The organism is Shewanella sp. 5_MG-2023, from assembly GCF_030547465.1.
GTDB lineage: Bacteria > Pseudomonadota > Gammaproteobacteria > Enterobacterales > Shewanellaceae > Shewanella.
This window is the reverse complement of sequence record NZ_JAUORC010000014.1, coordinates 61981-84779: the sequence shown is the minus strand read 5'-3', so window position 1 is coordinate 84779 and position 22799 is coordinate 61981. Positions and strand designations below refer to the sequence as shown.

The window sequence follows — 22799 nt, the reverse complement described above, 5'->3', positions numbered from 1 at the left end:
TAATGACTATCCCATAGGTTATATCGCATTAAGGGATACTTCATGAGCTGGTACTCCAATACATTTCAGCTTCCTTAAGTGCATTCTATTGTTAATAAAAAAGGCTAATTCACGAATATCGAAGATAAAACACTGGTCAAAGCTGACTTAATCACTAGCTATGTTACAGTGAGTCTTATCGCTGAATTATCACCAAGTTATCGTTATTTAAGAAGGTTTTGTGGAACAACTCACTATCGTCATTGATTTTTTAGCAACCTATAAGTTGTTTGTTACCGTATTAATCATCCTATTGCTGTCGATGCTTAAACGCTTTGTGGTGTCTAAAATTCGTGGTGATATCGCTTTTGTGAGCGAAGGGCAGCGTAAGTGGATGTCGCGGACTAAAAACGGCACTTTCATCTTAATCGTGATGATTTTATTTTTACTGTGGCAGACAGAAATCAATAAGTTCGCGCTGTCTGTGACCGCGATTGCCATTGCCTTTGTGGTGGCGTCGAAAGAGATTATTCTGTGTTTTACTGGCTCAATTCAGCGGGCGAGTTCACGCTCATTTGTGATTGGTGATTGGATTGAAGTAGGTAAACTGTGCGGCGAGGTGATTGAACATAATTTAATGGCGACAGTGATCCAAGAAATTGACTTGCACCATGGCCAGTACCATTACACCGGTAAAACGGTCACCTTCCCTAATAGTATGTTTTTTAGTTATGCGGTGAAAAACCTCAACTTCATGAAGCGTTATGTTTACCATAGCTTTAATATTACAGTAGTCGAGTTTGTAAACCTGTATCCGCTGTTTCCTGCATTAACCAGCAAGATTGAAGCCCACTGTGAAGACTTTTTTGAAGTTGCGACTCGCTACAACAATATTATTGAAAGACATGCTGGCGTTGACCTGCCAGGACCTGAGCCACACATTCATATCCATAGCGGCCCTGCGGGTGAGCAAATGGTGCATATTATGATTTTTTGCCCCACTGAACGGGCAACCCATTTAGAGCAACACATTCGAGAAGACTTTATGATTGCCTATCATGAGGCGTTTCCTAAAGCGGCTGAAACGAGTGCTTGAGTTAACCTGCTAGGCTAATGTTCAGGGCTAATGTTCAGGGATAATGCTTCGAGCTGATACTTTGAGCTAAAGATTTACCCAAAAAGAAGCCACTCAATCGAGTGACTTTATTTATGCTAAAAATCGAGCTATCTAACTCACTGAATGCAGTACATCATGTAGTTGCTGTAGGTCTTTGACTTCAAACGTTGGCGTAATGCCATCGACGGTTTGTTTACCGTGATGATTGAGCCAACAGGTATCAATCCCAGCATTAACGCCGCCTAAAATATCTGAATGCAGGTTATCGCCCACCATCAAAATATTGTGCTTTTCAGGGTTACCCATCAGCTTAAAGGTATACTCAAAAATACTGACATCGGGTTTGGCTTTACCAAACTCTTCAGAAATCACCACATGCTCAAATGACGACTTAAAGCCGGTGCGTTCAAGGCGCACATTTTGCAGCTCAGTTAAGCCGTTGGTGATTATGCCTAAATTGGCTTTGCCTTTTAGGCTATCAACCAGCTGTTTCGCCCCCGGTAATGGCTGACAGATATCGGCCATGGCCGCTAAAAAATCACTGTTAAGTTGCTTGGTAGTGACATTGAGCTTTTCAGCCCAATGTAAAAAGCGGGTGTGTTGCAGCTGCGCGGCATCAATTAATCCTTGTTGATAATCCAGCCAAAGCTGCTTGTTTACCGATTGATAAAATTCAAAATCACTGGCGTTAAAATCAATATCAAAGTGTGAAAACATCAGCTTTAGGCCGCTAAATATATCAAAATCAAACAGGGTTTCATCGGCGTCAAACAATATCCATTGGTACTTCATGGTTCAGCCTTATCGACGTTTTGGTTTATGAAAATGATTTGAAACAGCCTAGTTATTATTCAAATAGCGTCACTAATTGCGCTTCTTGGGCAACCAAGCTGTTATATATGGTTAACTGGTTTGCCGCGCGATCGAGGTTCTGGCCCTCACGATGAATACCAAAGTACACATCACCATTTAAATGATCGGTTAAAAACCGCGAACCTAGCATCAACGCCATCACTTTAATGCCTAACCACAGGCTGCGTTTTTCCAGCGGTGTTAATATTGCAGATAACTGCTCGGTATAGGCTTGAGTGGCTGCTTTAATAATCTCAGGGCGAGCAATGACTTTATCCAGCGCTGTAGAGTCTTCTTCCTCAGGTGAGCAAAACGCCCGTACCATGTCACCAAAGTCATACATTAAGTAGCCTTTCATGCAGGTGTCGATATCGATGACTGCCATGCTAGACATATCACGCTTATCAAACAGCATATTGTTGATTTTTGTGTCGTTATGGCAAATACGAAGTGGCAGTTGTTGCTCCACTTGGGCGAGCTCAGCAAATAAGGCTTGTTGCGATAACACTAAATCAACCCATTGCTGACAATCTGCTAAGCGCTGAGATTTATCATCAGCAACCGCTTGTTTAAGCTGTTGGATACGAAGAGGAAGGTTTAAGAAGTTAGGAATAACATCTTGTAAGCTATTAGCATCTAAATCACTCAATGCATGTGCAAAATGACCAAAAGCGCTGGCGGCCATTTTGGCTTCATCTTGATTGGTCACCACTTCAATTGTATGGCTATTGGCTAAATAGCTAATGGCTCGCCAATAACCTTTATCACCAAGGTTTACCGACAAACTTCCATCTTTAAGAACCACAGGCGAAATAACATCGAGCTGGTATTCACCCAAGGTAGATTTTTGGATGAGGTGATGACTCACTTTAGCAGCATTGTCGATTAACACGTCAGGTTTGGTGAACACTGTGGTATTAATTTGCTGTAGCACCATTTGCCCTGCTGGCCACTTAACCAAATAGGTTTGGTTAATATGACCATTGCCCAAAGGCGCAATAGTGGCACTTGTTACATCTGATGCTGCAATTCCATATAAAGGCAAAATTGTTTGCCTAATAAACTCAACCACCCAACACTCCATATCTTTTCTTTGCAAGCCAAACAGTTTAAGCCATCGCAGCCGGCAACACTAGTCACCTGTTGTGCTGCGATTTAAGCTCTTATAAGCTTTTCATAAATTGGCCAAATGCAGGCTCAGAGGATAATGTGGCTTGGCTGCCTTTCAGGCTAAAGTTATAACCACACAGTTTGAAGCTACCACGCATGGCAACATTGTTGATGAGCTTGGTATTATCCAGCGGTGAAAAGCGCGCTTCGGTGCCGCTATCTGCCATTAAATCAACGCTAATGGGCCTAAATTTACTGCCATCATTAAAGACTAATTCGGCGCAGCGTTTATCGCCTTGGGCTGTATCTAAACGCCAAATAGACTGGGCATCACCTTCATCACCTAACCAGCGTAACACTAAAATATCTTCTTGTAAGATAAGCCAAAAACCATCAGGCAGTTTTACTCGCGCAGTTTCATTGCTTGCTAATGGTTGCTCAATGGCTGCGGTTTCAACAGGTACAATTTCGGTTTTTTCTGTGCCAGTAAATAATAAGCTAATTAGATAGATAACTAGGCCAATTGCACACATAACCCCTATAGCTTTTGCCGCCATTATAAGTATTTTTTTATTATCTTGCGCCCACACTAACCAAGATTTAAGTAATTCTGTCATCGAACCTGACTCTAATGCGCCTCGGTCAACTCGGTAGCTGGGCTTTTCATCAGCTTGATACCTAGCCTCGTCTGTTTCGCTATTGTATCCAGCTGCATTATTTGCAGAATGGTTAAACGGATTAAGCTCAGACTCTTTATAAACGGTTTTGTGCTGATAACCAGGCTCATGGCCCAGTTCGTCATCAAAACTGTTGTTATCAAAGCTTTCAATATCAGAGTTTGCGCTATCAACGTTGGCAGCGTCAGGGCTTTCAGCCCTAAGACTGGTGTTATTGCCATGTCCAATGGTCGGTTCTTGACGCTGCCTTACTCTCTGAGCGCCTGCAACAGGTTTAGCATGTGGGCCTTGATAGCCCATAACATAAAAATTATTTCTGCGGTTTTGATTACGGCTATTGCTCTTGGGTGCTGAAAACCACGCAAAACCAGCGCTCACTATGGCCGCTAAAATAAAAATGGTCACTGACACAGCAACAGGAAAACTAAATGCAATAGAAAGGCTAAAAAATAACAATAACAAGGTTGGGATTGCCACCAAAGAGCTTGGCTTAGCTGCGTCTCGTAAACGGCGTAAGCTGCTTAAAGCACTAATGGGCAGCGCCACTACCCCTGCAATAATAGTGGTAACAGAATGAGCAAATAACAGCGCGATGATTAATACAAAAATCAAACAAGATAATTGCACAGCCAACACTCTTTGACCGTTATCTCGGCCTTGGTGACAAAATAAGGATGAAAATGACACAAGAAATCCCAATAATAAATAAACAGAAACTATATAAGCAGACTAAACAATTTCATCACTAAAGTCAGCGAAACCACTGCATTTGCCGCAAAATTAATTGTAAAAACATCAATCACAAACCATTTAGCGCCATTAACATTGCCAGTTCATTTTTTATTAACGAATATGACAAAATGAAATAGCCTTAGGTCTTTAAGCCTATGCATTAAACTAATCAATGTATTACTAAGGTTAGAAAAAAATCGCCGCTAATAACCACAGATTTATGCAGTTTTTTCCATCACAAATCTCGCAAATTGCCATGCTTTGAGTATAATACTCGCCCTGTAAAATAATCTGGTTGGAATTTGCACTATGAGCGCGAGAGGAAATCTATTTATTGTGTCTGCCCCAAGTGGCGCCGGTAAATCTTCGCTTATCTCTGCTTTATTAAAAGATAAGCCAAGCGACATGCAAGTGTCTGTATCACACACTACCCGTCAACCACGTCCTGGTGAAGTTAATGGTCAACATTATCACTTTGCCAGTGTTGAACAATTTAAAGCGCTCATCGCTGATGAAGCTTTTTTTGAATGGGCAGAAGTGTTTGGTAACTATTACGGCACATCCCGCAAGGTCATTGAGCAAACATTAGCCAACGGTATTGATGTCTTTTTAGATATTGATTGGCAAGGCGCAGAGCAAGTTAAAAAGCTAATGCCTGAAGCCGTTGGGGTATTTATATTACCCCCTTCAAAAGCTGAGCTTGAACGCCGCCTAACTGGCCGAGGACAAGACAGCCAAGACGTGATTGACGGACGTATGGCTGAGGCTGTATCTGAGATGTCACACTATAAAGACGCTGATTATATTATTGTAAACGATGACTTTGATACCGCACTAGACGATCTGCGCGCGATCATTCGCAGCCAAAGATCAACCTGTGCTAGTCAGATCCATACTCATAATGGTATGATTAACGATCTGTTGGCAGACTAATTGTCATTAAGTACAATTTGCGTCACTTTTTCCCATAGATAACACTGGAGTTTCACCACATGGCTCGCGTAACTGTAGAAGACGCCGTACAACAAATCGGCAACCGTTTTGACATGATCCTGGTTGCAGCGCGTCGTGCACGCCAAATCGCTGTGCAAGGTAAAGACCCAATGGTTGAAGAGATGAATGATAAACCAACGGTTATCGCCCTGCGCGAAATCGAATTAGGTTTAGTCACCTCTAACACATTAGACGCTGATGAGCGTCAAACTGTACGTGAACGCGAAGCAGCTGAAATTGCCGCTGTTGCAGCAATTGCTGAAGGCCGTTCACTTTAAGGAGTAGCGCCACTTGTATCTGTTTGAAGGTCTAAAGGAGTCTGCCTCTGGTTATTTAGAACCAGCGCAAGTAGAGTTACTCAAGCAGGCGTACATTGTTGCGCGTGATGCCCATGAAGGGCAAATGCGCACAAGTGGCGAGCCCTATATTACCCACCCCGTTGCGGTAGCCCGCATCGTTGCAGATATGCGTCTTGATCACGAGACGTTAATGGCTGCACTGCTTCACGACACCATCGAAGATACCCCAGTTACCAAAGAAGAACTCACTGAGCTATTTGGCGTAACCGTGGCTGAACTGGTCGAAGGCGTGTCTAAACTTGAAAAAATCAAGTTCCGCGATAAAAAAGAAGCCCAAGCTGAAAACTTCCGCAAGATGATGATGGCAATGACGCAAGATATTCGCGTTATTTTGATCAAACTTGCTGACAGAACGCATAACATGCGAACTTTGGGTGCATTACGTCCTGACAAACGTCGTCGTATTGCCCGTGAAACCTTAGAGATTTACGCACCGATTGCTAATCGTCTTGGTATTCACAATATCAAAAGCGAATTAGAAGATTTAGGTTTTCAAGCCTATTATCCGATGCGATATCGCGTTTTAAAAGAAGTCGTAAAAGCAGCCCGTGGTAATAGAAAAGAACTGATTAACAGTATTGAAACTGCCATAACCTCTCGCCTTGAAGATGCTGGAATTAACTGCAAGGTCAAAGGTCGTGAGAAAAACCTTTACTCAATTTACCTTAAAATGAGTAAAAAAGAACGGCAGTTTCAAGAAGTCATGGACATTTATGCCTTCAGAGTCATGGTCGATTCCATTGACACCTGTTACCGTGTATTAGGTGCCATGCATGGTCTTTATAAGCCTCATCCCGGTCGCTTTAAAGATTATATTGCCATTCCTAAAGCCAATGGTTATCAATCATTGCACACCTCATTATTTGGCCCCCATGCGGTTCCTGTTGAAGTACAAATACGTACTGAAGAAATGGACCTGATGGCGGACAAAGGGGTTGCTGCTCATTGGATGTATAAGAGCGGCACCAGTAGTTCACAACAAAGTACCACCCAAGTTCGCGCCCATAAGTGGATGCAAAGCTTGCTGGAGCTACAACAAAGCGCCAGTAGCTCATTTGAGTTTGTGGAAAATGTTAAAACTGAGCTATTCCCTGAAGAAATATACGTATTCACCCCAGAAGGCCGTATTTTAGAGCTGCCGGTGAATGCAACAGCGGTCGACTTTGCTTACGAAGTCCATACCGATGTGGGTAACACCTGTGTTGGCGCCCGTGTTAACCGTCAAGCTTATCCATTAAGTCAGCCGTTAATATCAGGCCAAACCGTTGAAATTATTACAGCTAAAGGCGCAAGACCTAATGCTGCATGGCTTAACTTTGTCGTAACAGGTAAAGCCCGCGGTAAAATTCGTCAAGTCTTGAAAAGTTTAACCAGTGACGATGCTGTGGCGCTCGGCAAACGGCTACTGAACCACGCATTAGGTGAAAACAAGCTTGATGACATCACCTTAGAGCAGCTTAAAAAAGTTATTGCTGAAACTAAGCATGACAATCTTGAATCGTTATTGGCTGATATCGGCCTAGGTAATGCCATGAGCATTGTGGTTGCCCAGCGCTTAATGGGTCACAAGCTCACCACTAAGAATGAAGATAGCGAAACCGAAGAGCACTTGATGCCAATTCGCGGCGCTGAAGGCATGTTGGTGACCTTCGCAAATTGCTGTCGTCCAATTCCAGGTGATGCTGTCATCGCCCATGTAAGCCCAGGCAAAGGCCTTGTGGTACACATGGAAAATTGCTCAAATATCCGTGGTTATCAAAGCGAGCCAGACAAATATATCCCAGTACATTGGGATAACGTTGAAGGTGAAAGCTATCAAGCCAATCTGCGAGTTGAAATTGTCAATCATCAAGGCGCACTGGCAAAAATCACCAGTATTATTGCTGCCGCCGGCTCAAATATTCATAACTTGAGCACTGAAGAGCGTGATGGCAGAGTCTATCTCATTAACCTGCGGATCTCAGTCGACGACCGTGTTCATTTGGCCAATGTTATGCGCCGCATTAGGGTATTACCTGAAGTCCTGCGCACCTCGCGTAACCGCTAATAAATCAATCACGACTTCTGCATTGCAGAAGTCTTGCGCACCTGCCACAAACGTTAGTAATATTGATCCCCTAAATCCCTAAGTTAGATAACAGCTTAGGGATGACATCATTCATTTACTTGATCGCAGAGGGCGTCATGGCAGAAAAAATCATCATCGCAACCGATAAAGCTCCAACAGCAATTGGCACCTATTCTCAAGCTGTAAAAGTAGGTAGCACTGTTTACCTTTCAGGCCAAATCCCACTCGTACCAAGCACCATGGAAATGGTTAGCGATGATTTCTCTGAGCAGGTTGTACAGGTTTTCGAAAACTTAACCGCAGTATGTGATGCCGCTGGCGGCACTATGGCTGATATCGTTAAACTGAATATCTTTTTAACCGACTTATCTCACTTCGCTACCGTTAATGAAATCATGGCGCGCTACTTTACTCAACCTTATCCAGCACGTGCTGCAATCGGGGTAAAACAGCTGCCAAAAGGCTCATTAGTGGAAATGGATGGAATAATGGAGATCTAGCTCACAAACCGAGTTTTATCCTGAAGGGTGCCATTGGCACCCTTTTTTATTAGAGCTATTACTCAAGAGGTATTTAACTTTCAGTGAAACATGCTAGTTTATAAGTAGAAATTATCTCGTTAAGTTGTTCTCGCGTTTGCGAATAGGCTGATAAATAGCCATACTGAGATGATTGCATTAGCAAACTACAAATAAATGCATCCTACATTAAAAACAAAAAGAACATGGAATTGTCGATGGAAAATCTAATAAAAACGCCAGTAGAAATGTTATCTCATTGGGCTGAAACCCAAGGGGATGCCGTATATTTACGACAACCAATTAACGGCCAGTTTGTTGACTTCACATGGGGAGAAGTTCAGCAAAAGGTACAACAAGTTGCAGGCGCATTACGCCACTTAGGTCTAGTACCGGGTGACAAAGTTGCTCTGCTTTCTAAAAACTGTGCCGAGTGGTTTATTACCGATCTTGCCCTTATGCACGGCGGCTACATCAGTGTGCCAATCTATCCCACTGCTAACGCTGAAATGATCCGCTATGTATTAGAACACAGTGGCGCTAAAGCTATCTTCACCGGAAAACTTGATTTTTGGGCCGACCAAGAAGCCGGTGTCGGCGGTGAAATCCTCCGTTTAGCTTTACCTTATGACACCATGCCAGCGCAATATCATTGGGAAAAACTGCTTGAGTTAGGGCAACCATTAGTGGATGCGCCTACGCCTAGTCGCGATCAAATGATGACGCTCATTTACACCTCGGGCTCTACTGGTAAACCAAAAGGCGCAATGCAAACCTTCGGCAGTTACGGCTGGACTTGTGAAGCGGTTGTGCGCGATTTAAAAACCAATACCACAGACAGATTATTATCCTACTTGCCTTTAGCGCACATTACTGAGCGGGTAGCGATTCAAGGATCGTCTTTTTACTCCGGCTCGTCGGTGGCGTTTGTAGAAAGTTTAGATTCTTTTGTGGCTGATGTGCAGCGATGCCGCCCGACGGTCTTTTTCTCGGTGCCGCGTTTATGGACCCTGTTTCAGCTCAATATTGTCAATAAAATTGGCCAAAGCAAGCTGGATTTATTGCTTAAAATCCCACTGGTTAGCGGCTTAGTTAAACGTAAAATCCAAAAAGGTTTAGGCTTAGAGCATTGCCGTTTATTAGGTTCAGGATCAGCCCCCATCCCACCATCTCAATTAGAGTGGTACAACAAAATCGGCATGAATATTTCAGAAGCCTGGGGCATGACCGAAAACTGTGCTTACTCAATTATTAACTTCCCATTTAATGCCTCAAAAATTGGTAGCGTGGGTCGCCCTGTTGAAGGCTGCCAAGTTCGCCGCACCGATGAAGGTGAGTTAATGGTTAAGAGCCCAGGTTTGATGACAGGTTATTACAAGCAAGAAGAAGCCACAGCAGCATGCTTTGATGCTGATGGATTTTTCCATACGGGTGACTTATGTGAAATCGATGAAGATGGCTACATTTCTATCACTGGCCGCGTTAAAGATAACTTTAAAACCTCTAAAGGTAAGTATGTGGCGCCGGTGCCTATTGAGCGTAAAATAGCCCAAGATCCGCACATTGAGCTACTTTGTGTCATTGGCTCAGGCTTACCGCACCCGATCACCTTAGTGCAATTATCTGAAGGCTCAGCCTTGCAAGCCCGCGAAGAAGTGCGCGCGTCACTGAAAGCGACCCTAGATGGAGTTAACCCGCACCTTGAGTCCCATGAAGTTGTGGATGCCATTGTCGTAGTGACAGAGCCTTGGACCATTGAAAATGATGCCCTAACCCCTACACTTAAAATTAAGCGTCATGTGTTAGAAAAGCAGTTCAGTGCCAAAGTTGACGGTATTCGCGGCGCTAAAGTGTGCTGGGAAGACGAGATTTAGCACCACAGTAATTCGCTTCAATATATTGGCCGCCTAAGCTTTAACAAGCCGGCGGCTTTTTTATCAATGACATTTGTCACCTCAAACTGGTGACGTTTGTGTCTGCCCTGTGCAAGCCCTTTGTTAGATACTAACTCCGTAGCAACACACCTTAAATGCAATAAACGGAGTTAATCATGACATCACTAATCTTAAAATCTCTTATCTCAAAATCAACCGTCATGGCGGTAACACTGACGTTAGTCAGTAGTGCTAGCAATGCCGATATCGGCGCTATCGATATGGCAGCCAACACAATGGATCTACAACAGCTAAAGGTTCTCAGCGAACAATCTGTGGATTATGAACACGCCTATGCACAATATCGCATCGCCATTACAGCCAATATTAGCGGTCTGCGCGGAGTGGCTAAAAAAGCCCTCAATGATGCACAGTCGACACTTGAAACTGTATTGAGCCGTGAAGACGATGCTGAGTCAATGGCGCTACTGGCTTCTGTTTACGGTATGCAAATCGCCAATGACTCAAGCAAAGGACAATCTCTGGGAATGAAGGTAAGTGCTTTACTGGCTCAAGCAGAACAACTCAGCCCTGAAAATCCCCGTATTGCGTTAGTCAGAGCAATGAGCGCCTTTTATACTCCCGCTCAATATGGCGGCGGTATGGATAAGGCTGAGCAATATGCCACTGATGCGATTCGTTTTTATGAACAGCCATGTGTTGATATCTGCTGGGGGCATACTGAAGCGTACACCTGGCGCGGAATCGCTAAGCAAGAATTAGGTCGTCAAAAAGAAGCAATTAATGATTGGCAACACGCTGTAGAAATTGATCCTAATTACGCTTGGGCAAATTTTTTACTTAAACAACAAGCGCGTTAATCCGATGCTGCTGAAGCTAGCTACTGCAGACATACACATTATGACTCGGTTGCAGTATGCTAACTTCGCAAGGAGGCTTCATGTCTAATATCAATACAAAACACTCGGTCAATAGTAGCAACACTCGCGTTCACCCAGAAAAAGCCTATCGACAAAAAACAGCTTGGGTATATCTGCTCAATCTGATTTTTTACTTTATTCCACTTTGGTTTATGCGGGATGATTGGGCTCGGGTCGGTGTCAGCTTGTTACTCATATTTCCCTTCTTATATGGGTACTTTTGGGCTTACAAAAGCTCAGCCGCTCAAGGGAAATATCCTATTGCTTTAATGCTCATCACTGCGAGCATTGCCACCATATTTACCAGCGGCTCCATTTCATTTTTCAGTTTTGCCGGTTTTTTTATTGGTTTTTTCTATTCACTGCGCACCGCCATTATTAGCTTTATTCTTATCAGTACTTGGCTGTGGCTACTTAATTACATCGTGGGCTATGAAGCTTACTATTTTCCGCTATACGGTATGTTAATCACCTTTGTGGTGGTGCTATTTGGCGTGGTTGAGCATAACAATGAACGCATCAGGCGCCAACAAAGACAATCAAATGATGAAATCGCTAACTTAGCAACGGCACTGGAGCGTGAACGTATTGCGCGCGATTTACATGACATCATGGGGCACAATTTATCTTCCATTGCACTGAAAGCACAACTCGCCGAAAAACTGGTTGAAGCAGGAAAGCTTGCTGTTGCAAAACAGCATTTACAGGAACTTGCTGATATCGCCAGAAACAGCTTAACTGAAATTCGCCAAACGGTTTCTAATTACAAACATAAAGGCTTACAAGATACGGTCAATCAACTATGCAGTTTATTAAGACAAAAAGAAATTGAAGTACATCTCGAGGGTAAATTACCACCATTAACACCTTTGCAAGAAACTCAACTAGGGCTAATGTTGACAGAATTAGTTAATAATATGCTCAAACATAGCCAAGCCAGTCAATGTGTATGGTGCTTTAACACCTTAGATAAGCAGCTTATTGTTAGCCTAAGTGACAATGCTAACACCAAAGTTATTAAAGAAGGTAATGGCTTAAAAGGCATTAGAGAGCGAGTGAACTTATTGGGCGGCAAGTTTAGTTATCATATTAACGATGGCTACCGTTTTAGCATCAGTTTGCCCCTTGAAGCAGAGCAAGTCAGTGAACCTAAAGTTGACAACGACACGGAACAGCCTTAATGAAGATTTTATTAGCAGAAGATCAAGCCATGGTGCGCGGGGCATTATCTGCCCTACTTACCCTTGCCAAAGATGAACTCGGTGAAGTCGATATCACAGAAGCAGAAGATGGTAACCAAGCCATGGCAATGCTTAAAGAGCAGCATTTTGATTTGCTGCTCAGTGATATTGAAATGCCCGGTCACAGCGGCGTTGAGCTGGCTCAGTGGCTCGCAGCATATCAAGCCGAGGCTGCAACAATGCAACCTAAAACTAAAATCATCATCTTAACCACTTTTGGCCGCGTAGGTTACATCAAAAGAGCACTCAGTTGTGGCGTCGAGGGATTTTTGCTAAAAGATGCGCCATCTGAAAGTCTAGTCAACGCTATTAAACAGGTGATGGCAGGTAAAAAAATTATCGATCCAGAGCTGGCGATCAGCGCCATTGGTGATATTGACCCACTCAATGATAAAGAAAGAAAAGCGCTACGATTAGCCAGTGATGGCTTATCAACCAGTGATATCGCCGCCCAGTTATTTATCGCCGAAGGTACTGTGCGGAATTACCTTTCTGAAGCGATCTCCAAGCTCAATGCCACCAATCGCATAGATGCGGCGCGAATAGCTAAACAAAAAGGCTGGTTATAGAGGCAGTTAAGCCTGATATCTGGATTAATATTGCCTTGTATTAAAACTCTGCTAAGATAAGCCATAACATCTGTATATATTTACAGTACTATCATTGCTAACAAGCATCAGGGCGATAAAGTTGACTGTATAACTCTTTGGATAACTGTCAAAGTTAACCCCAAAGTGAATGACTCACTTTAATCAGCGAGCTTTACAATATCAACAAAGTCTAAGTGATGAAGTCTGTGGTCAACTCAATAGATAAAGGCATGCTAGATTTGCAACCATTGGATCAGGTACCGATTACCGACTTAAAAGGCGTCGCTAAAAAAGCCGCTGAAAAGCTGGCAAAGCTTGGCATTAAGACAGTGCAAGATGTACTGTTTCATTTGCCGCTGCGCTATGAAGACCGCACCCAAATCTATCCCATCAATGCTCTTTATCCCGCGATGTACGCCACAGTTGAAGCTGAAATCATCTCAACCCAAATTGTGCCGGGTCGCAGACGTATGCTGACCTGCAATATTGCCGACGAAAGTGGTTACCTCACATTGCGGTTTTTTAACTTCTCGGTTGCCCAGCGAAATGGCATGCAAAACGGCGCGATAATTCGGGCCTATGGTGAAATCAAGCGCGGCAACCGCCATTTTGAGATAATCCACCCAGAATACAAAATCATTAAAGCTGGCGAAAACCCAGCCCTGAGTGATTCACTGACCCCTATTTATCCTTCGACTGAAGGATTAAAACAAGCCAGTTGGATTAAGCTCACCGAGCAGGCACTAACTATGCTCAATCAAGGTGGCTTAACAGAGTTACTACCACCAGCCCTGCAACCCAACAATATGAGCATTGGTCAGGCATTATCCTTAATCCATCGACCGCCCAATAACATCGCCCAAGCCGATTTAGAGCAAGGCATGCACCCCGCTCAGCAGCGCTTAGTCCAAGAAGAGTTACTGGCCCATAACTTAAGTATGCTGCAATTACGTCAGTGCAATAACCTTGATAAAGCGGTGACTTTACCCGCCACCGGCCAGCTATTAAATCCATTTTTAAAAGCCTTACCTTTTAAGCCAACAGGGGCCCAGCAACGAGTCGTAGCTGATATCGGTATTGATATTGAAAAGCCCACACCTATGATGCGCTTAGTGCAAGGGGATGTGGGCTCGGGTAAAACCTTAGTGGCCGCCTTAGCAGCCCTGCAAGCCATTGAAAATGGTTATCAGGTGGCGATGATGGCACCGACGGAATTATTAGCAGAGCAACACGCAGTCAACTTTGCCGCCTGGTTTGAACCATTAGGGCTAAAAGTGGGCTGGTTAGCAGGCAAGTTAAAAGGCAAAGCCAGAACACAATCATTGGCTGATATCGCCGATGGCAGCGCCAACATGGTAATTGGCACCCATGCTATTTTCCAAGAGCAGGTCAGTTTTAATAAGCTCGCGTTAATCATTATTGATGAACAACACCGTTTTGGGGTCCATCAACGCTTAGGATTACGCGAAAAAGGCGTCAGCCAAGGCTTTCATCCGCATCAATTAATAATGACAGCTACGCCAATTCCGCGCACGTTAGCGATGACGGCTTATGCTGATTTAGAAACCTCTATCATTGATGAGTTACCGCCAGGAAGAACCCCTGTTACCACGGTTGCCATTAGCGATAATCGCCGCGAACAAATCATCGAGCGGGTAAAACAAGCCGCGCTAAATGATAATCGGCAGATTTATTGGGTTTGTACTCTCATTGAAGAATCTGAAGTTCTTGAGTGCCAAGCCGCTGAAGATACCGCTGCAGAATTAAGCCAATTACTACCCGAATTAAAGGTTGGCTTAGTGCACGGACGTATGAAAAGTGCAGAAAAACAGCAAATAATGGCCCAATTTAAGGCGGGTGAACTACATTTATTAGTGGCAACAACGGTTATTGAAGTGGGAGTCGATGTGCCTAATGCCAGTTTAATGATTATTGAAAACCCTGAGCGGTTAGGCTTGGCGCAATTGCATCAGTTACGTGGCCGAGTAGGCCGAGGCTCTATTGCCAGCCACTGCGTGTTATTGTACAAAGCACCGTTATCACAAACTGCCACCAAACGTTTAGGAGTACTAAGGGCCAGTAACGATGGCTTTGTTATTGCCCAAAAAGACTTAGAAATAAGAGGCCCAGGTGAAGTACTCGGTACCCGCCAAACCGGCTTGGCAGAAATGAAAATCGCTGATTTAGTCAGGGATCAATATCTGATTGAAAACACACAAAAATTAGCGGCCCATGTTATGCAACAAGTGCCACAAAATGTAGACAGCATTGTTCAACGTTGGTTAGGGGATCGCCAGCAATACGTACAAGCATAAATTATTGTTAACCTTGGCTATTATTACTAGACAAGTGTTGAGATTATTGCAGAATGCAAATAAGGTTTAGGCTTACACGTGCTTGAACATTATATGTAACAAATTCAATGGTATTGGTTCCCCTTCGACGTTTAAAGCTAAGGAATAGACATGCAAGTCAATCAAAATGATAGAGCCACACCGCAATCAAGTCGCGCCAGTGGTAGTAACGCAGGTGTTATTGGCATCACCATTGCAGTTTTACTAGCCGCTGCAGGCTATTTTTACTTCTCTGGCGATAAAGAGCCAGAAGTCGAAGCCCCCATACCCGTACAACTACCAGAGCCGATGCCTGAACAACCTATTGAACAAGAACCCATTGAAGAAGTGATAGTGGAGGTTATTGAGCCCACCATCATTGAAACACCAGAACCTGAAGTGGTGGTAGAGCCCTTACCTGCACTGACTGAAAGTGATGACTTTGTTGCTCAAAAAACCATTGATATGGCAGATGGTATGACAATCGAGCCACTACTTGTTAAAAAAGACATTGCCCGCCAGTTTGTGGTATTTGTCGATAATATGGCTCAAGGTGAAGTGATCCATAAAGCTAGCCCACTGAAAGGCCCTAAAGATAAATTCACCGTCAGTGAAATCACTAACAAAACCTATTTAAACCCTGACAGTTACCATCGTTATGACCTGTACGCCAACATGGTGTCAGATATGAATGACGAGCAGTTAATCAACACTTATAAAGAACTCATGCCAATATTTGACGAAGCTTTTGCAGAGCTAGGTTATAGCGATATGTCATTTGACGAGCGCATGCAGCAAGCCTTTGAGATGATCTTATCAGCGCCGATTATTGAAGACCCGATTGAATTAAGTTCTATCAGTGTCAATTATCAATTTGTCGACCCTAAGCTTGAAGCACTACCCAACGTGCAAAAGTTTATGGTGCGTATGGGCCCTGATAATAGCCGTAAAATTAAAACGGCAATTAGAAAACTGCAGCAGCAAATGGCCAACTAATTTAAGGCTGAGTAATAACCAGAGCCAACTTCTGATAGCTGATTATTGAACAAGCCATTTTTATGGTTTGTTGATACTTGCGTTACCGGAAGAGCTTTGAGCATTTTAATAGCGACATTTATGTCGCTATTTTTATTTTTGCGGACTTAAACGCTTTATTATTTTCATATAATCACGGTACAATCAGGCCGAATTTAATAACAATAATCTAATAAAATTTATTCACTCAGCTAGGGATAGCTGCAGCATATCAGAGGCAATGCTGTGCAATTAGTATTTGATATTCTTTCATGGGGCGCTTGGTCGCAAGACTTTCAAGATAAAGAAAGTTGGAGCGACGAGGATAAGTGCGCCGCTGAATCGCCCCCCCTCCCAGAGCTGGCAATCAATACTGCCAATCTAAAAACCAGCACCATTTCACCAGCTTTACCGCAGGTGCCTGCAATGCAGCGCCGCCGTTTTAGCCGCTTAACTAAAATGATGTTAACTGCAGCTTATCAATGCGCGCCTGCTGACAACTGTCGCAGTGTTTTTGCCTCTCGTCACGGCGAACTGACTCGCACCCTTGGCTTATTGCAAGATATCGTCATTAAAGAGCCACTCTCACCCTTAGCTTTTAGCCAGTCTGTGCACAATACTGCCAGTGGCATTTATGGCATTGTCACCGGCAACACCGCCGCCTCGACCTCGATTGCCGCAGGGGAAGAAACCTTAGCTCAAGCCATGGTTGAAGTTTTTGCTCAGCTAGCAGAAAACCCAGAACCAATTTTAATGGTATTTGCTGATGACCCTGTGCCGCCGATATACAATCAATACACCCATGAAGCTGAACTACCGCTTGCTATGGGACTTTATTTAGCACCTGCGCAGAGCAGCGCTAATAAGGTTGCTCAGCTAACACTCACAAGCAATCAAAGGCTTGATCCCAGTGCAGACACCATTAGCTCCATCCAGCTAATCAAGGCCATCGCTTCTGGACAAGGTTTATCGGGTCAGCAGTGCCAATATCATTGGCACCTAACGAGCCAAAGTAGCCAATAACATGGATGATGGTCAGCAAACACACCCCATCGTGCCTGCAAAACGGCTCAGCGGCTTGGGTTATGTGCCTCGCTGGATAGCTGGCGTGCTATGTTATATCGCCTTTGGTTTAGGTGGATTACTTAGCTCTATCACTATTTTACCGTTACTGCGTTTTTGGCCGGGCACCAAGCAACAACGTATCGCCCGAGTACAACAAGCCGTACATACCATGTTTAATGGCTTTGTGTGGATGCTTACCCAAGCAGGGGTGATTAAACTAACAACCAAAAATATTCAAGCACTCACTGATGCTAAAGGGGTATTGGTCATCGCCAACCATCCAACCTTGGTTGATGTAGTGGTGCTGATTAGTTTAATGCCCAATGCGGGTTGTATTGTGAAAAACACCTTATGGCGCAACCCATTTATCCGCGGGGTGCTGGCTTCTGCAGGTTATATTCCCAATCGCGGTGCAGAATTGTTACTGCAAGATTGTCAGCAAGTATTAGATAGTGAGACGAATTTAATTATTTTTCCTGAAGGCACGCGCACTGTGGTTGGCCAAAAAATTAATCCCTTTGCTCGCGGCGCAGCCAACATTGCCATTCGTACCAAAACCGATATTATTCCCGTTTCGTTGCACATTGATGTAGCGGGGCTAACAAAGCAACAAGCTTGGTACCAGATCCCAAGACAAACCATAAATATGTCAGTAGAAATTGGCGCAGTATTTGACCCGCTGATGTATGATAATCATCAAAGTAGTGAAGCCAAATTGGCAAGAGTGCTAACCCGCGATTTAGAGCAGTATTATCAGCAGCACTTAATCGCATTAGCAGCCAATGATGGCTTGATTAAAGTTCAATAAAACCAATCTAGATTAGAATAACTATGACTTTACACAACGAAATTAAACAACTCATCATCGACTGTCTCGACTTAGAGGATGTCAGTATTGATGATATTGAAACCGATGCCGCACTATTTGGTGAAGGCTTAGGTTTAGATTCTATTGATGCCCTTGAATTGGGTTTAGCAATTAAAAAGCAATTTGATATTAAAATCGAAGCGAACTCTGAAGCCACTAAAGCACACTTTTTCAGTGTGGCAAGTTTAGCGAGCTTTATTGAATCACAACGTTCTTAAGGAGTTATCATGGAAAATCGTGATCAAATTCTTGCGATGTTAACCCAAATTCTTGTGGATGAATTTGAAATTGATGCCGACGATATTACGCTTGATGCATCACTGTATGAAGCACTTGATTTAGACAGTATCGATGCGGTTGATTTAGTGATAAAACTGCAGCAAATGACGGGTAAAAAGATCCAGCCAGAGCAATTTAAAACCGTGCGCACCGTTGCTGATGTAGTCAACGCTATTGAAGGGTTGATGAAAGACTAATGCTATTACTGCAAATCATCACCGCTATTGCGTTAGTTTGCTACCCCTTAGCGGTCTATTTTGGTTTGCAATTTTTGCCTCCAGGTTCAATAGCATTACTGCTGTGCATCATACTGATTGCTCGATTAGTGCTAAATAAACAACAGCTCGCCTCTATGGCGTTGCCGTTAATTGTCGGTATTGGGTTAACCGCAGCCAGCTTTATTGCCAAGCGCAATGATTGGCTGCTGTATTATCCTGTGGTGATTAATTTAACCATGCTAGGACTGTTTAGCTACTCGCTAAAAAAAGGCCCTAGTATGATTGAACGACTCGCAAGGTTAAAAGAGCCGGACTTGCCCGATGCTGCCATTGGTTATTTGAACAAAGTCACCCTACTTTGGTGTGGTTTGTTTGTGTTAAATGGCTCAGTGGCATTGTATACGGCACGGTTTTCCACGTTAGAATTGTGGACCCTTTACAATGGTTTAATTGCTTATCTTCTTATGGGTATATTGCTTGGTGGAGAGTGGCTCTATCGCACATTTTGGTTGAAAAAACATGAATAACTTGCTGATTAACTGGTTACACACTGGCCCAAAAACGCAACAAGTAATAAGTTTCAATCACCATGACATAGTAACAGGTCAGCTGTTTATATCTCATGTGGCGCATTTACATGCACAGCTAACAGCCAGCCCGTTAAAACGCTGGCTGCTGACGGCTGAAACCAGTGATTTATTTGCTGCTGGAATGTGCGCAGCATTGCTAGCGGGTAAGCAAGTGGTGTTGCCAGCAAATATTCAAGAAGGCACCCTAACTGAGCTCAACCATACCTTTGATGGCATCATTGCTGATCAGCCATTATCTGAAGCTAAGCAATTTATCTTACTGAAAAAAGAGCTCGGTTTAGCGCCTCAGTCTTGGCCGCAAGCTGATAAATTAGGTGAGCTAGTGTTATTCACCTCTGGTAGTAGTGGTCTGCCAAAAGCCATTAAAAAATCTATTGAACAACTTGATACGGAAGTAAGCATATTAGAACAAACATTCGCAGCAAGATTACCCCAATGTAGCGTTATTTCCACCGTATCTCATCAGCATATCTACGGTTTATTGTTCAAGATCCTCTGGCCGTTAGCGGCAAGCAGACCCTTTTTAAGTGACTTGGTGGAATACCCTGAAACCTTAAGTTACTACATTGCACTCATGCCCAACCTCTGTTTAGTTAGCAGCCCAGCGCAGTTATCACGATTACCTGAAGCATTAGAGTTTGAACAACAACAAATGGCGCCGAGCTTAATTTTTAGCTCAGGTGGCCCTCTCAGTTATGACGCCGCTCAGCATATTCATACCTGTTACGGCCAATTGCCTATTGAAGTATTTGGTAGCACAGAAACCGGCGGCATTGCTTATCGCCGACAACTCGAAGTTGACCGTACCTGGCTACCTTTTAGTCCGTTAACCATTGCCGCAGATGCTGAAGATGGCGCATTGCTGCTCAAATCGCCCTACTTACCTTGCGCTACTGAATGGCTCAAGTGCGATGATAAAATTGAACTGCAAACCGATGGCCGCTTTCGTTTATTACAACGCCTCGATCGCATCGTTAAAGTGGAAGAAAAACGCTTATCGTTAGCCCACATGGAGAGCTTATTGTGTGCCCATCCTTTTGTGGAAGAAGCTGCGGTTATTCAGCTTACTGAGCCCAGAGTCATGCTTGGCGCGGCAATGACCTTATCCACTGCAGGCTTAGAACAATTAAGCCAACACGGTAAGTTAAGCCTCAACAACCAATTAAAAAAACACTTACTCAGCCAATTTGAACGGGTCACATTGCCAAGACGTTGGCGCTACCCAAATGCCTTACCTACCAATAGCCAAGGCAAGCGAATACATACGGATTTATTAGCAGTTTTCAATGAAGATTAAATCAACGTTACCTCAAATTATTAGTCAAACAAGCACAGATGACGGCATCAGCTGGCAGCTTTTTGTTGCAGCCGAACTCGATTTTTTTAAAGGCCACTTTGACGAGCAACCGGTATTACCCGGTGTCACCCAACTGGATTGGGCTATTCAACTTGGCAGTAACGCATTCGGCTATGAGCCTACTGTGGCGACCCTAGAAGTACTAAAATTTCAGCAATTATTATTGCCAAACAGTCATGTAGAACTGTTTATTAGCCATAACGCTGCCAAAGCCAAACTGACGTTTGTTTATCGCGATGCTGATAAGCGTTTTGCCTCTGGCAGAATTGCTTTTGATACGTCGAAAATCAAGCCGCGGCTTCATTCAGAAAAGGATAGTTAACTATGAAACTAGCTATCATTATCCCCAATTACAATCATCAACAAGCCATTGCTGACACCCTAGTTTCACTAGAATCATCCGGGCTACACTGTTATTTAATCAATGATGGCAGTAACGATGAAACACGATACTTATTACAAGAATTGGCGGATAAATATGATTGGGTCAGTTTGATCCATCATCCATTTAACCGTGGCAAAGGCGCCGCTGTGACCACGGGTTTACGAGTCGCTTTTAAAGAGGGTTACAGCCACGCATTGCAAGTCGATGCAGATGGTCAGCACTGCCTTGATGATATTCCCGCAATGATCGATGCTGCCACACAGCAGCCTTTGGCACTCATATCCGGTAAGCCTCAGTACGATGAATCAGTCCCTAAGGGGCGGTTATATGGCCGCTATATCACCCACTTTTGGGTGTGGATTGAAACCTTAAGCTTTGATATTCAAGATTCCATGTGTGGTTTTCGGGTCTACCCACTTGCAGCAACCGAGCAATTGTTTCGTGAGCAGGCCTTAGGTGAGCGCATGGACTTTGATATTGAAATTATGGTCAAAATGCACTGGCAAGGCGTACCTGTGGTCCATATTCCTACTAACGTTATTTACCCTGAAGACGGCATTAGTCACTTCCAAGGCTTTAAAGATAATGTGCGTATTTCAGCCATGCACACAGGATTATTTTTCGGCATGCTCAAACGTTTGCCAACCATATTGGCAAAAAAAAACACCCATAAACACTGGTCAGCAATGAGTGAGCGAGGCAGTTATTGGGGCATTAAATTACTGGCTGATAGCTATCGTTTAGGTGGCCATTGGCTATGCCGCGCCATCATGTATCCGGTTATTTGCTACTTCTTTTTAACTGGGGTAACCGCACGTAATGCGTCTTTAGACTTTTTACGTCGCGTTAAACAGCAACACCCTGAGCAAGCTTTATTGTCAGAGCCTGTGACTTGGCGAGATAGCCTAAAACACTTTTTTGCCTTTGGTAATGCTGCACTAGATAGAATAGATGCCTGGTGCGATCGCATTAAATTATCCCATGTCGACTTTGCTGACAGACATGTTTTAGCAGACCAATTAGCCACTGGCCAAGGGGCTGTGCTACTGGTATCTCATTTGGGTAATTTAGAGTTGTGCCGTGCGATTTCAATCCACCAGCAACAAGTGAAAGTGAATGTCATGGTACTAACTAGCCATGCAGAAAATTTCAATAAGGTGCTCAAACAGCTTAACCCCAGCAGCAGCTTAAACTTAATCCAAGTGGACGAGCTAGGCCCTAGCACAGCAGTGTTATTACAAGAAAAGATTGCCGCTGGAGAGTTAGTGGTTATCGCCGCCGATCGCACCTCATCTGATACTGCAGGGAGAGTCATTTACAGTGATTTTATTGGTCAGCAGGCCGCCTTTCCCCAAGGGCCTTTTATTCTGGCCGGCTTATTAGATTGCCCAGTTTATACCATGTTCTGCTTACAAGAAGATGGTCGCTATCATGTCCATGTAGAACATTTATCAAATAGCTTAAAAGGCCCACGAGCAGGGCGCACCGAACGATTAACCGATGCCGTTGTTGAATACAGTCGCCGTTTAGCACATTTTGCGACCCAACAACCATTACAGTGGTTTAATTTTTATGATTTTTGGCGCAACGATGAGCAATCACAACGTAGCCAGTCACATTCCAAGCAGGGGCAGTAATT

General features: G+C 43.8%; 22 protein-coding genes. 19 read left to right on the top strand and 3 right to left on the bottom strand.

Annotation, left to right across the window (positions count from 1 at the left end):
* Window positions 1-220: 220 nt before the first annotated feature.
* The gene (locus Q4557_RS10120) at window positions 221-1075 is read left to right on the top strand and encodes a mechanosensitive ion channel family protein (RefSeq protein WP_303412462.1); all 855 of its coding nucleotides are present in this window, start codon (window positions 221-223) and stop codon (window positions 1073-1075) included.
* Between the two features lie 132 nt (window positions 1076-1207).
* Here the strand turns inward: Q4557_RS10120 and yjjG are convergent, their stop codons facing one another.
* The 3 genes from yjjG to Q4557_RS10105 all read right to left on the bottom strand — a co-directional run bounded on the left by yjjG (window position 1208) and on the right by Q4557_RS10105 (window position 4422).
* On the bottom strand, window positions 1208-1888 hold the full coding sequence (yjjG, locus tag Q4557_RS10115) for a pyrimidine 5'-nucleotidase (RefSeq protein WP_303412460.1): 681 nt from the start codon (window positions 1886-1888) through the stop codon (window positions 1208-1210).
* A 55-nt stretch (window positions 1889-1943) separates the two neighbouring features.
* Window positions 1944-3020 (bottom strand): phosphotransferase enzyme family protein, encoded by a 1077-nt coding sequence (locus tag Q4557_RS10110; RefSeq protein WP_303412523.1) that lies wholly within the window; start codon window positions 3018-3020, stop codon window positions 1944-1946.
* A gap of 91 nt (window positions 3021-3111) precedes the next feature.
* The gene (locus tag Q4557_RS10105) at window positions 3112-4422 is read right to left on the bottom strand and encodes a hypothetical protein (RefSeq protein ID WP_303412458.1); all 1311 of its coding nucleotides are present in this window, start codon (window positions 4420-4422) and stop codon (window positions 3112-3114) included.
* A gap of 354 nt (window positions 4423-4776) precedes the next feature.
* On the opposite strand from Q4557_RS10105, the gene gmk reads away from it, so the two are divergent.
* The 18 genes from gmk (at window position 4777) to Q4557_RS10015 (ending at window position 22797) form a co-directional block, all read left to right on the top strand.
* Complete coding sequence (gene gmk, locus Q4557_RS10100; protein WP_076538074.1) at window positions 4777-5400, top strand: guanylate kinase; 624 nt, start codon at window positions 4777-4779, stop codon at window positions 5398-5400.
* A 59-nt stretch (window positions 5401-5459) separates the two neighbouring features.
* Window positions 5460-5738, top strand: a complete 279-nt coding sequence (gene rpoZ / locus Q4557_RS10095; protein WP_076538077.1) for a DNA-directed RNA polymerase subunit omega — start codon at window positions 5460-5462, stop codon at window positions 5736-5738.
* Window positions 5739-5751: 13 nt separating this feature from the next.
* Window positions 5752-7866, top strand: coding sequence for a bifunctional GTP diphosphokinase/guanosine-3',5'-bis pyrophosphate 3'-pyrophosphohydrolase (gene spoT, locus Q4557_RS10090; RefSeq protein ID WP_303412455.1), 2115 nt, complete (start codon window positions 5752-5754; stop codon window positions 7864-7866).
* Between the two features lie 137 nt (window positions 7867-8003).
* Complete coding sequence (locus Q4557_RS10085) at window positions 8004-8387, top strand: RidA family protein (RefSeq protein WP_076538417.1); 384 nt, start codon at window positions 8004-8006, stop codon at window positions 8385-8387.
* A 236-nt stretch (window positions 8388-8623) separates the two neighbouring features.
* Window positions 8624-10279, top strand: coding sequence for an AMP-binding protein (locus Q4557_RS10080; RefSeq protein WP_303412453.1), 1656 nt, complete (start codon window positions 8624-8626; stop codon window positions 10277-10279).
* Window positions 10280-10455: 176 nt separating this feature from the next.
* Window positions 10456-11160 carry a hypothetical protein gene (locus Q4557_RS10075; protein WP_102439857.1) on the top strand — a complete coding sequence of 235 codons (705 nt, stop codon included), beginning with the start codon at window positions 10456-10458 and terminating at the stop codon, window positions 11158-11160.
* An 80-nt stretch (window positions 11161-11240) separates the two neighbouring features.
* Window positions 11241-12401 (top strand): sensor histidine kinase, encoded by a 1161-nt coding sequence (locus Q4557_RS10070; protein WP_368506493.1) that lies wholly within the window; start codon window positions 11241-11243, stop codon window positions 12399-12401.
* Window positions 12401-13030: a DNA-binding response regulator gene (locus Q4557_RS10065; RefSeq protein ID WP_102439859.1), complete on the top strand. Its 630-nt coding sequence runs from the start codon at window positions 12401-12403 to the stop codon at window positions 13028-13030. Before Q4557_RS10070 ends, Q4557_RS10065 begins: the two co-directional genes overlap by 1 nt.
* Before the next feature lie 260 nt (window positions 13031-13290).
* Entirely contained in the window at window positions 13291-15366 is a 2076-nt protein-coding gene (gene recG / locus Q4557_RS10060; RefSeq protein WP_303412518.1) for an ATP-dependent DNA helicase RecG, read from the top strand.
* A gap of 150 nt (window positions 15367-15516) precedes the next feature.
* Window positions 15517-16380, top strand: coding sequence for a DUF3014 domain-containing protein (locus Q4557_RS10055; protein ID WP_303412451.1), 864 nt, complete (start codon window positions 15517-15519; stop codon window positions 16378-16380).
* 264 nt (window positions 16381-16644) lie between these two features.
* On the top strand, window positions 16645-17421 hold the full coding sequence (locus Q4557_RS10050) for a beta-ketoacyl synthase chain length factor (RefSeq protein ID WP_303412449.1): 777 nt from the start codon (window positions 16645-16647) through the stop codon (window positions 17419-17421).
* A gap of 1 nt (window position 17422) precedes the next feature.
* Window positions 17423-18271, top strand: a complete 849-nt coding sequence (locus tag Q4557_RS10045) for a 1-acyl-sn-glycerol-3-phosphate acyltransferase (RefSeq protein ID WP_303412447.1) — start codon at window positions 17423-17425, stop codon at window positions 18269-18271.
* Between the two features lie 23 nt (window positions 18272-18294).
* Window positions 18295-18549: a phosphopantetheine-binding protein gene (locus Q4557_RS10040; RefSeq protein WP_303412445.1), complete on the top strand. Its 255-nt coding sequence runs from the start codon at window positions 18295-18297 to the stop codon at window positions 18547-18549.
* Between the two features lie 9 nt (window positions 18550-18558).
* Window positions 18559-18807, top strand: a complete 249-nt coding sequence (locus tag Q4557_RS10035) for an acyl carrier protein (RefSeq protein WP_303412443.1) — start codon at window positions 18559-18561, stop codon at window positions 18805-18807.
* On the top strand, window positions 18807-19355 hold the full coding sequence (locus Q4557_RS10030) for a hypothetical protein (RefSeq protein WP_303412441.1): 549 nt from the start codon (window positions 18807-18809) through the stop codon (window positions 19353-19355). Before Q4557_RS10035 ends, Q4557_RS10030 begins: the two co-directional genes overlap by 1 nt.
* Window positions 19348-20715 (top strand): AMP-binding protein, encoded by a 1368-nt coding sequence (locus Q4557_RS10025; RefSeq protein ID WP_303412440.1) that lies wholly within the window; start codon window positions 19348-19350, stop codon window positions 20713-20715. The genes Q4557_RS10030 and Q4557_RS10025 overlap by 8 nt, the downstream gene beginning before the upstream one ends.
* Entirely contained in the window at window positions 20705-21097 is a 393-nt protein-coding gene (locus tag Q4557_RS10020) for a thioester dehydrase (RefSeq protein ID WP_303412438.1), read from the top strand. The genes Q4557_RS10025 and Q4557_RS10020 overlap by 11 nt, the downstream gene beginning before the upstream one ends.
* 2 nt (window positions 21098-21099) lie before the next feature.
* Window positions 21100-22797 (top strand): glycosyltransferase, encoded by a 1698-nt coding sequence (locus Q4557_RS10015; protein ID WP_303412436.1) that lies wholly within the window; start codon window positions 21100-21102, stop codon window positions 22795-22797.
* Window positions 22798-22799 lie beyond the last annotated feature (2 nt).

Excerpts from the sequence above, each read along its gene's own strand:
- yjjG (WP_303412460.1), bottom strand. The coding sequence starts at position 1,888 with ATGAAGTACCAATGGATATTGTTTGACGCCGATGAAACCCTGTTTGAT.
- gmk (WP_076538074.1), top strand. The coding sequence starts at position 4,777 with ATGAGCGCGAGAGGAAATCTATTTATTGTGTCTGCCCCAAGTGGCGCC.
- rpoZ (WP_076538077.1), top strand. The coding sequence starts at position 5,460 with ATGGCTCGCGTAACTGTAGAAGACGCCGTACAACAAATCGGCAACCGT.
- Q4557_RS10085 (WP_076538417.1), top strand. The coding sequence starts at position 8,004 with ATGGCAGAAAAAATCATCATCGCAACCGATAAAGCTCCAACAGCAATT.
- Q4557_RS10080 (WP_303412453.1), top strand. The coding sequence starts at position 8,624 with ATGGAAAATCTAATAAAAACGCCAGTAGAAATGTTATCTCATTGGGCT.
- Q4557_RS10075 (WP_102439857.1), top strand. The coding sequence starts at position 10,456 with ATGACATCACTAATCTTAAAATCTCTTATCTCAAAATCAACCGTCATG.
- Q4557_RS10070 (WP_368506493.1), top strand. The coding sequence starts at position 11,241 with ATGTCTAATATCAATACAAAACACTCGGTCAATAGTAGCAACACTCGC.
- Q4557_RS10065 (WP_102439859.1), top strand. The coding sequence starts at position 12,401 with ATGAAGATTTTATTAGCAGAAGATCAAGCCATGGTGCGCGGGGCATTA.
- Q4557_RS10055 (WP_303412451.1), top strand. The coding sequence starts at position 15,517 with ATGCAAGTCAATCAAAATGATAGAGCCACACCGCAATCAAGTCGCGCC.
- Q4557_RS10045 (WP_303412447.1), top strand. The coding sequence starts at position 17,423 with ATGGATGATGGTCAGCAAACACACCCCATCGTGCCTGCAAAACGGCTC.
- Q4557_RS10040 (WP_303412445.1), top strand. The coding sequence starts at position 18,295 with ATGACTTTACACAACGAAATTAAACAACTCATCATCGACTGTCTCGAC.
- Q4557_RS10035 (WP_303412443.1), top strand. The coding sequence starts at position 18,559 with ATGGAAAATCGTGATCAAATTCTTGCGATGTTAACCCAAATTCTTGTG.
- Q4557_RS10030 (WP_303412441.1), top strand. The coding sequence starts at position 18,807 with ATGCTATTACTGCAAATCATCACCGCTATTGCGTTAGTTTGCTACCCC.
- Q4557_RS10025 (WP_303412440.1), top strand. The coding sequence starts at position 19,348 with ATGAATAACTTGCTGATTAACTGGTTACACACTGGCCCAAAAACGCAA.
- Q4557_RS10020 (WP_303412438.1), top strand. The coding sequence starts at position 20,705 with ATGAAGATTAAATCAACGTTACCTCAAATTATTAGTCAAACAAGCACA.
- Q4557_RS10015 (WP_303412436.1), top strand. The coding sequence starts at position 21,100 with ATGAAACTAGCTATCATTATCCCCAATTACAATCATCAACAAGCCATT.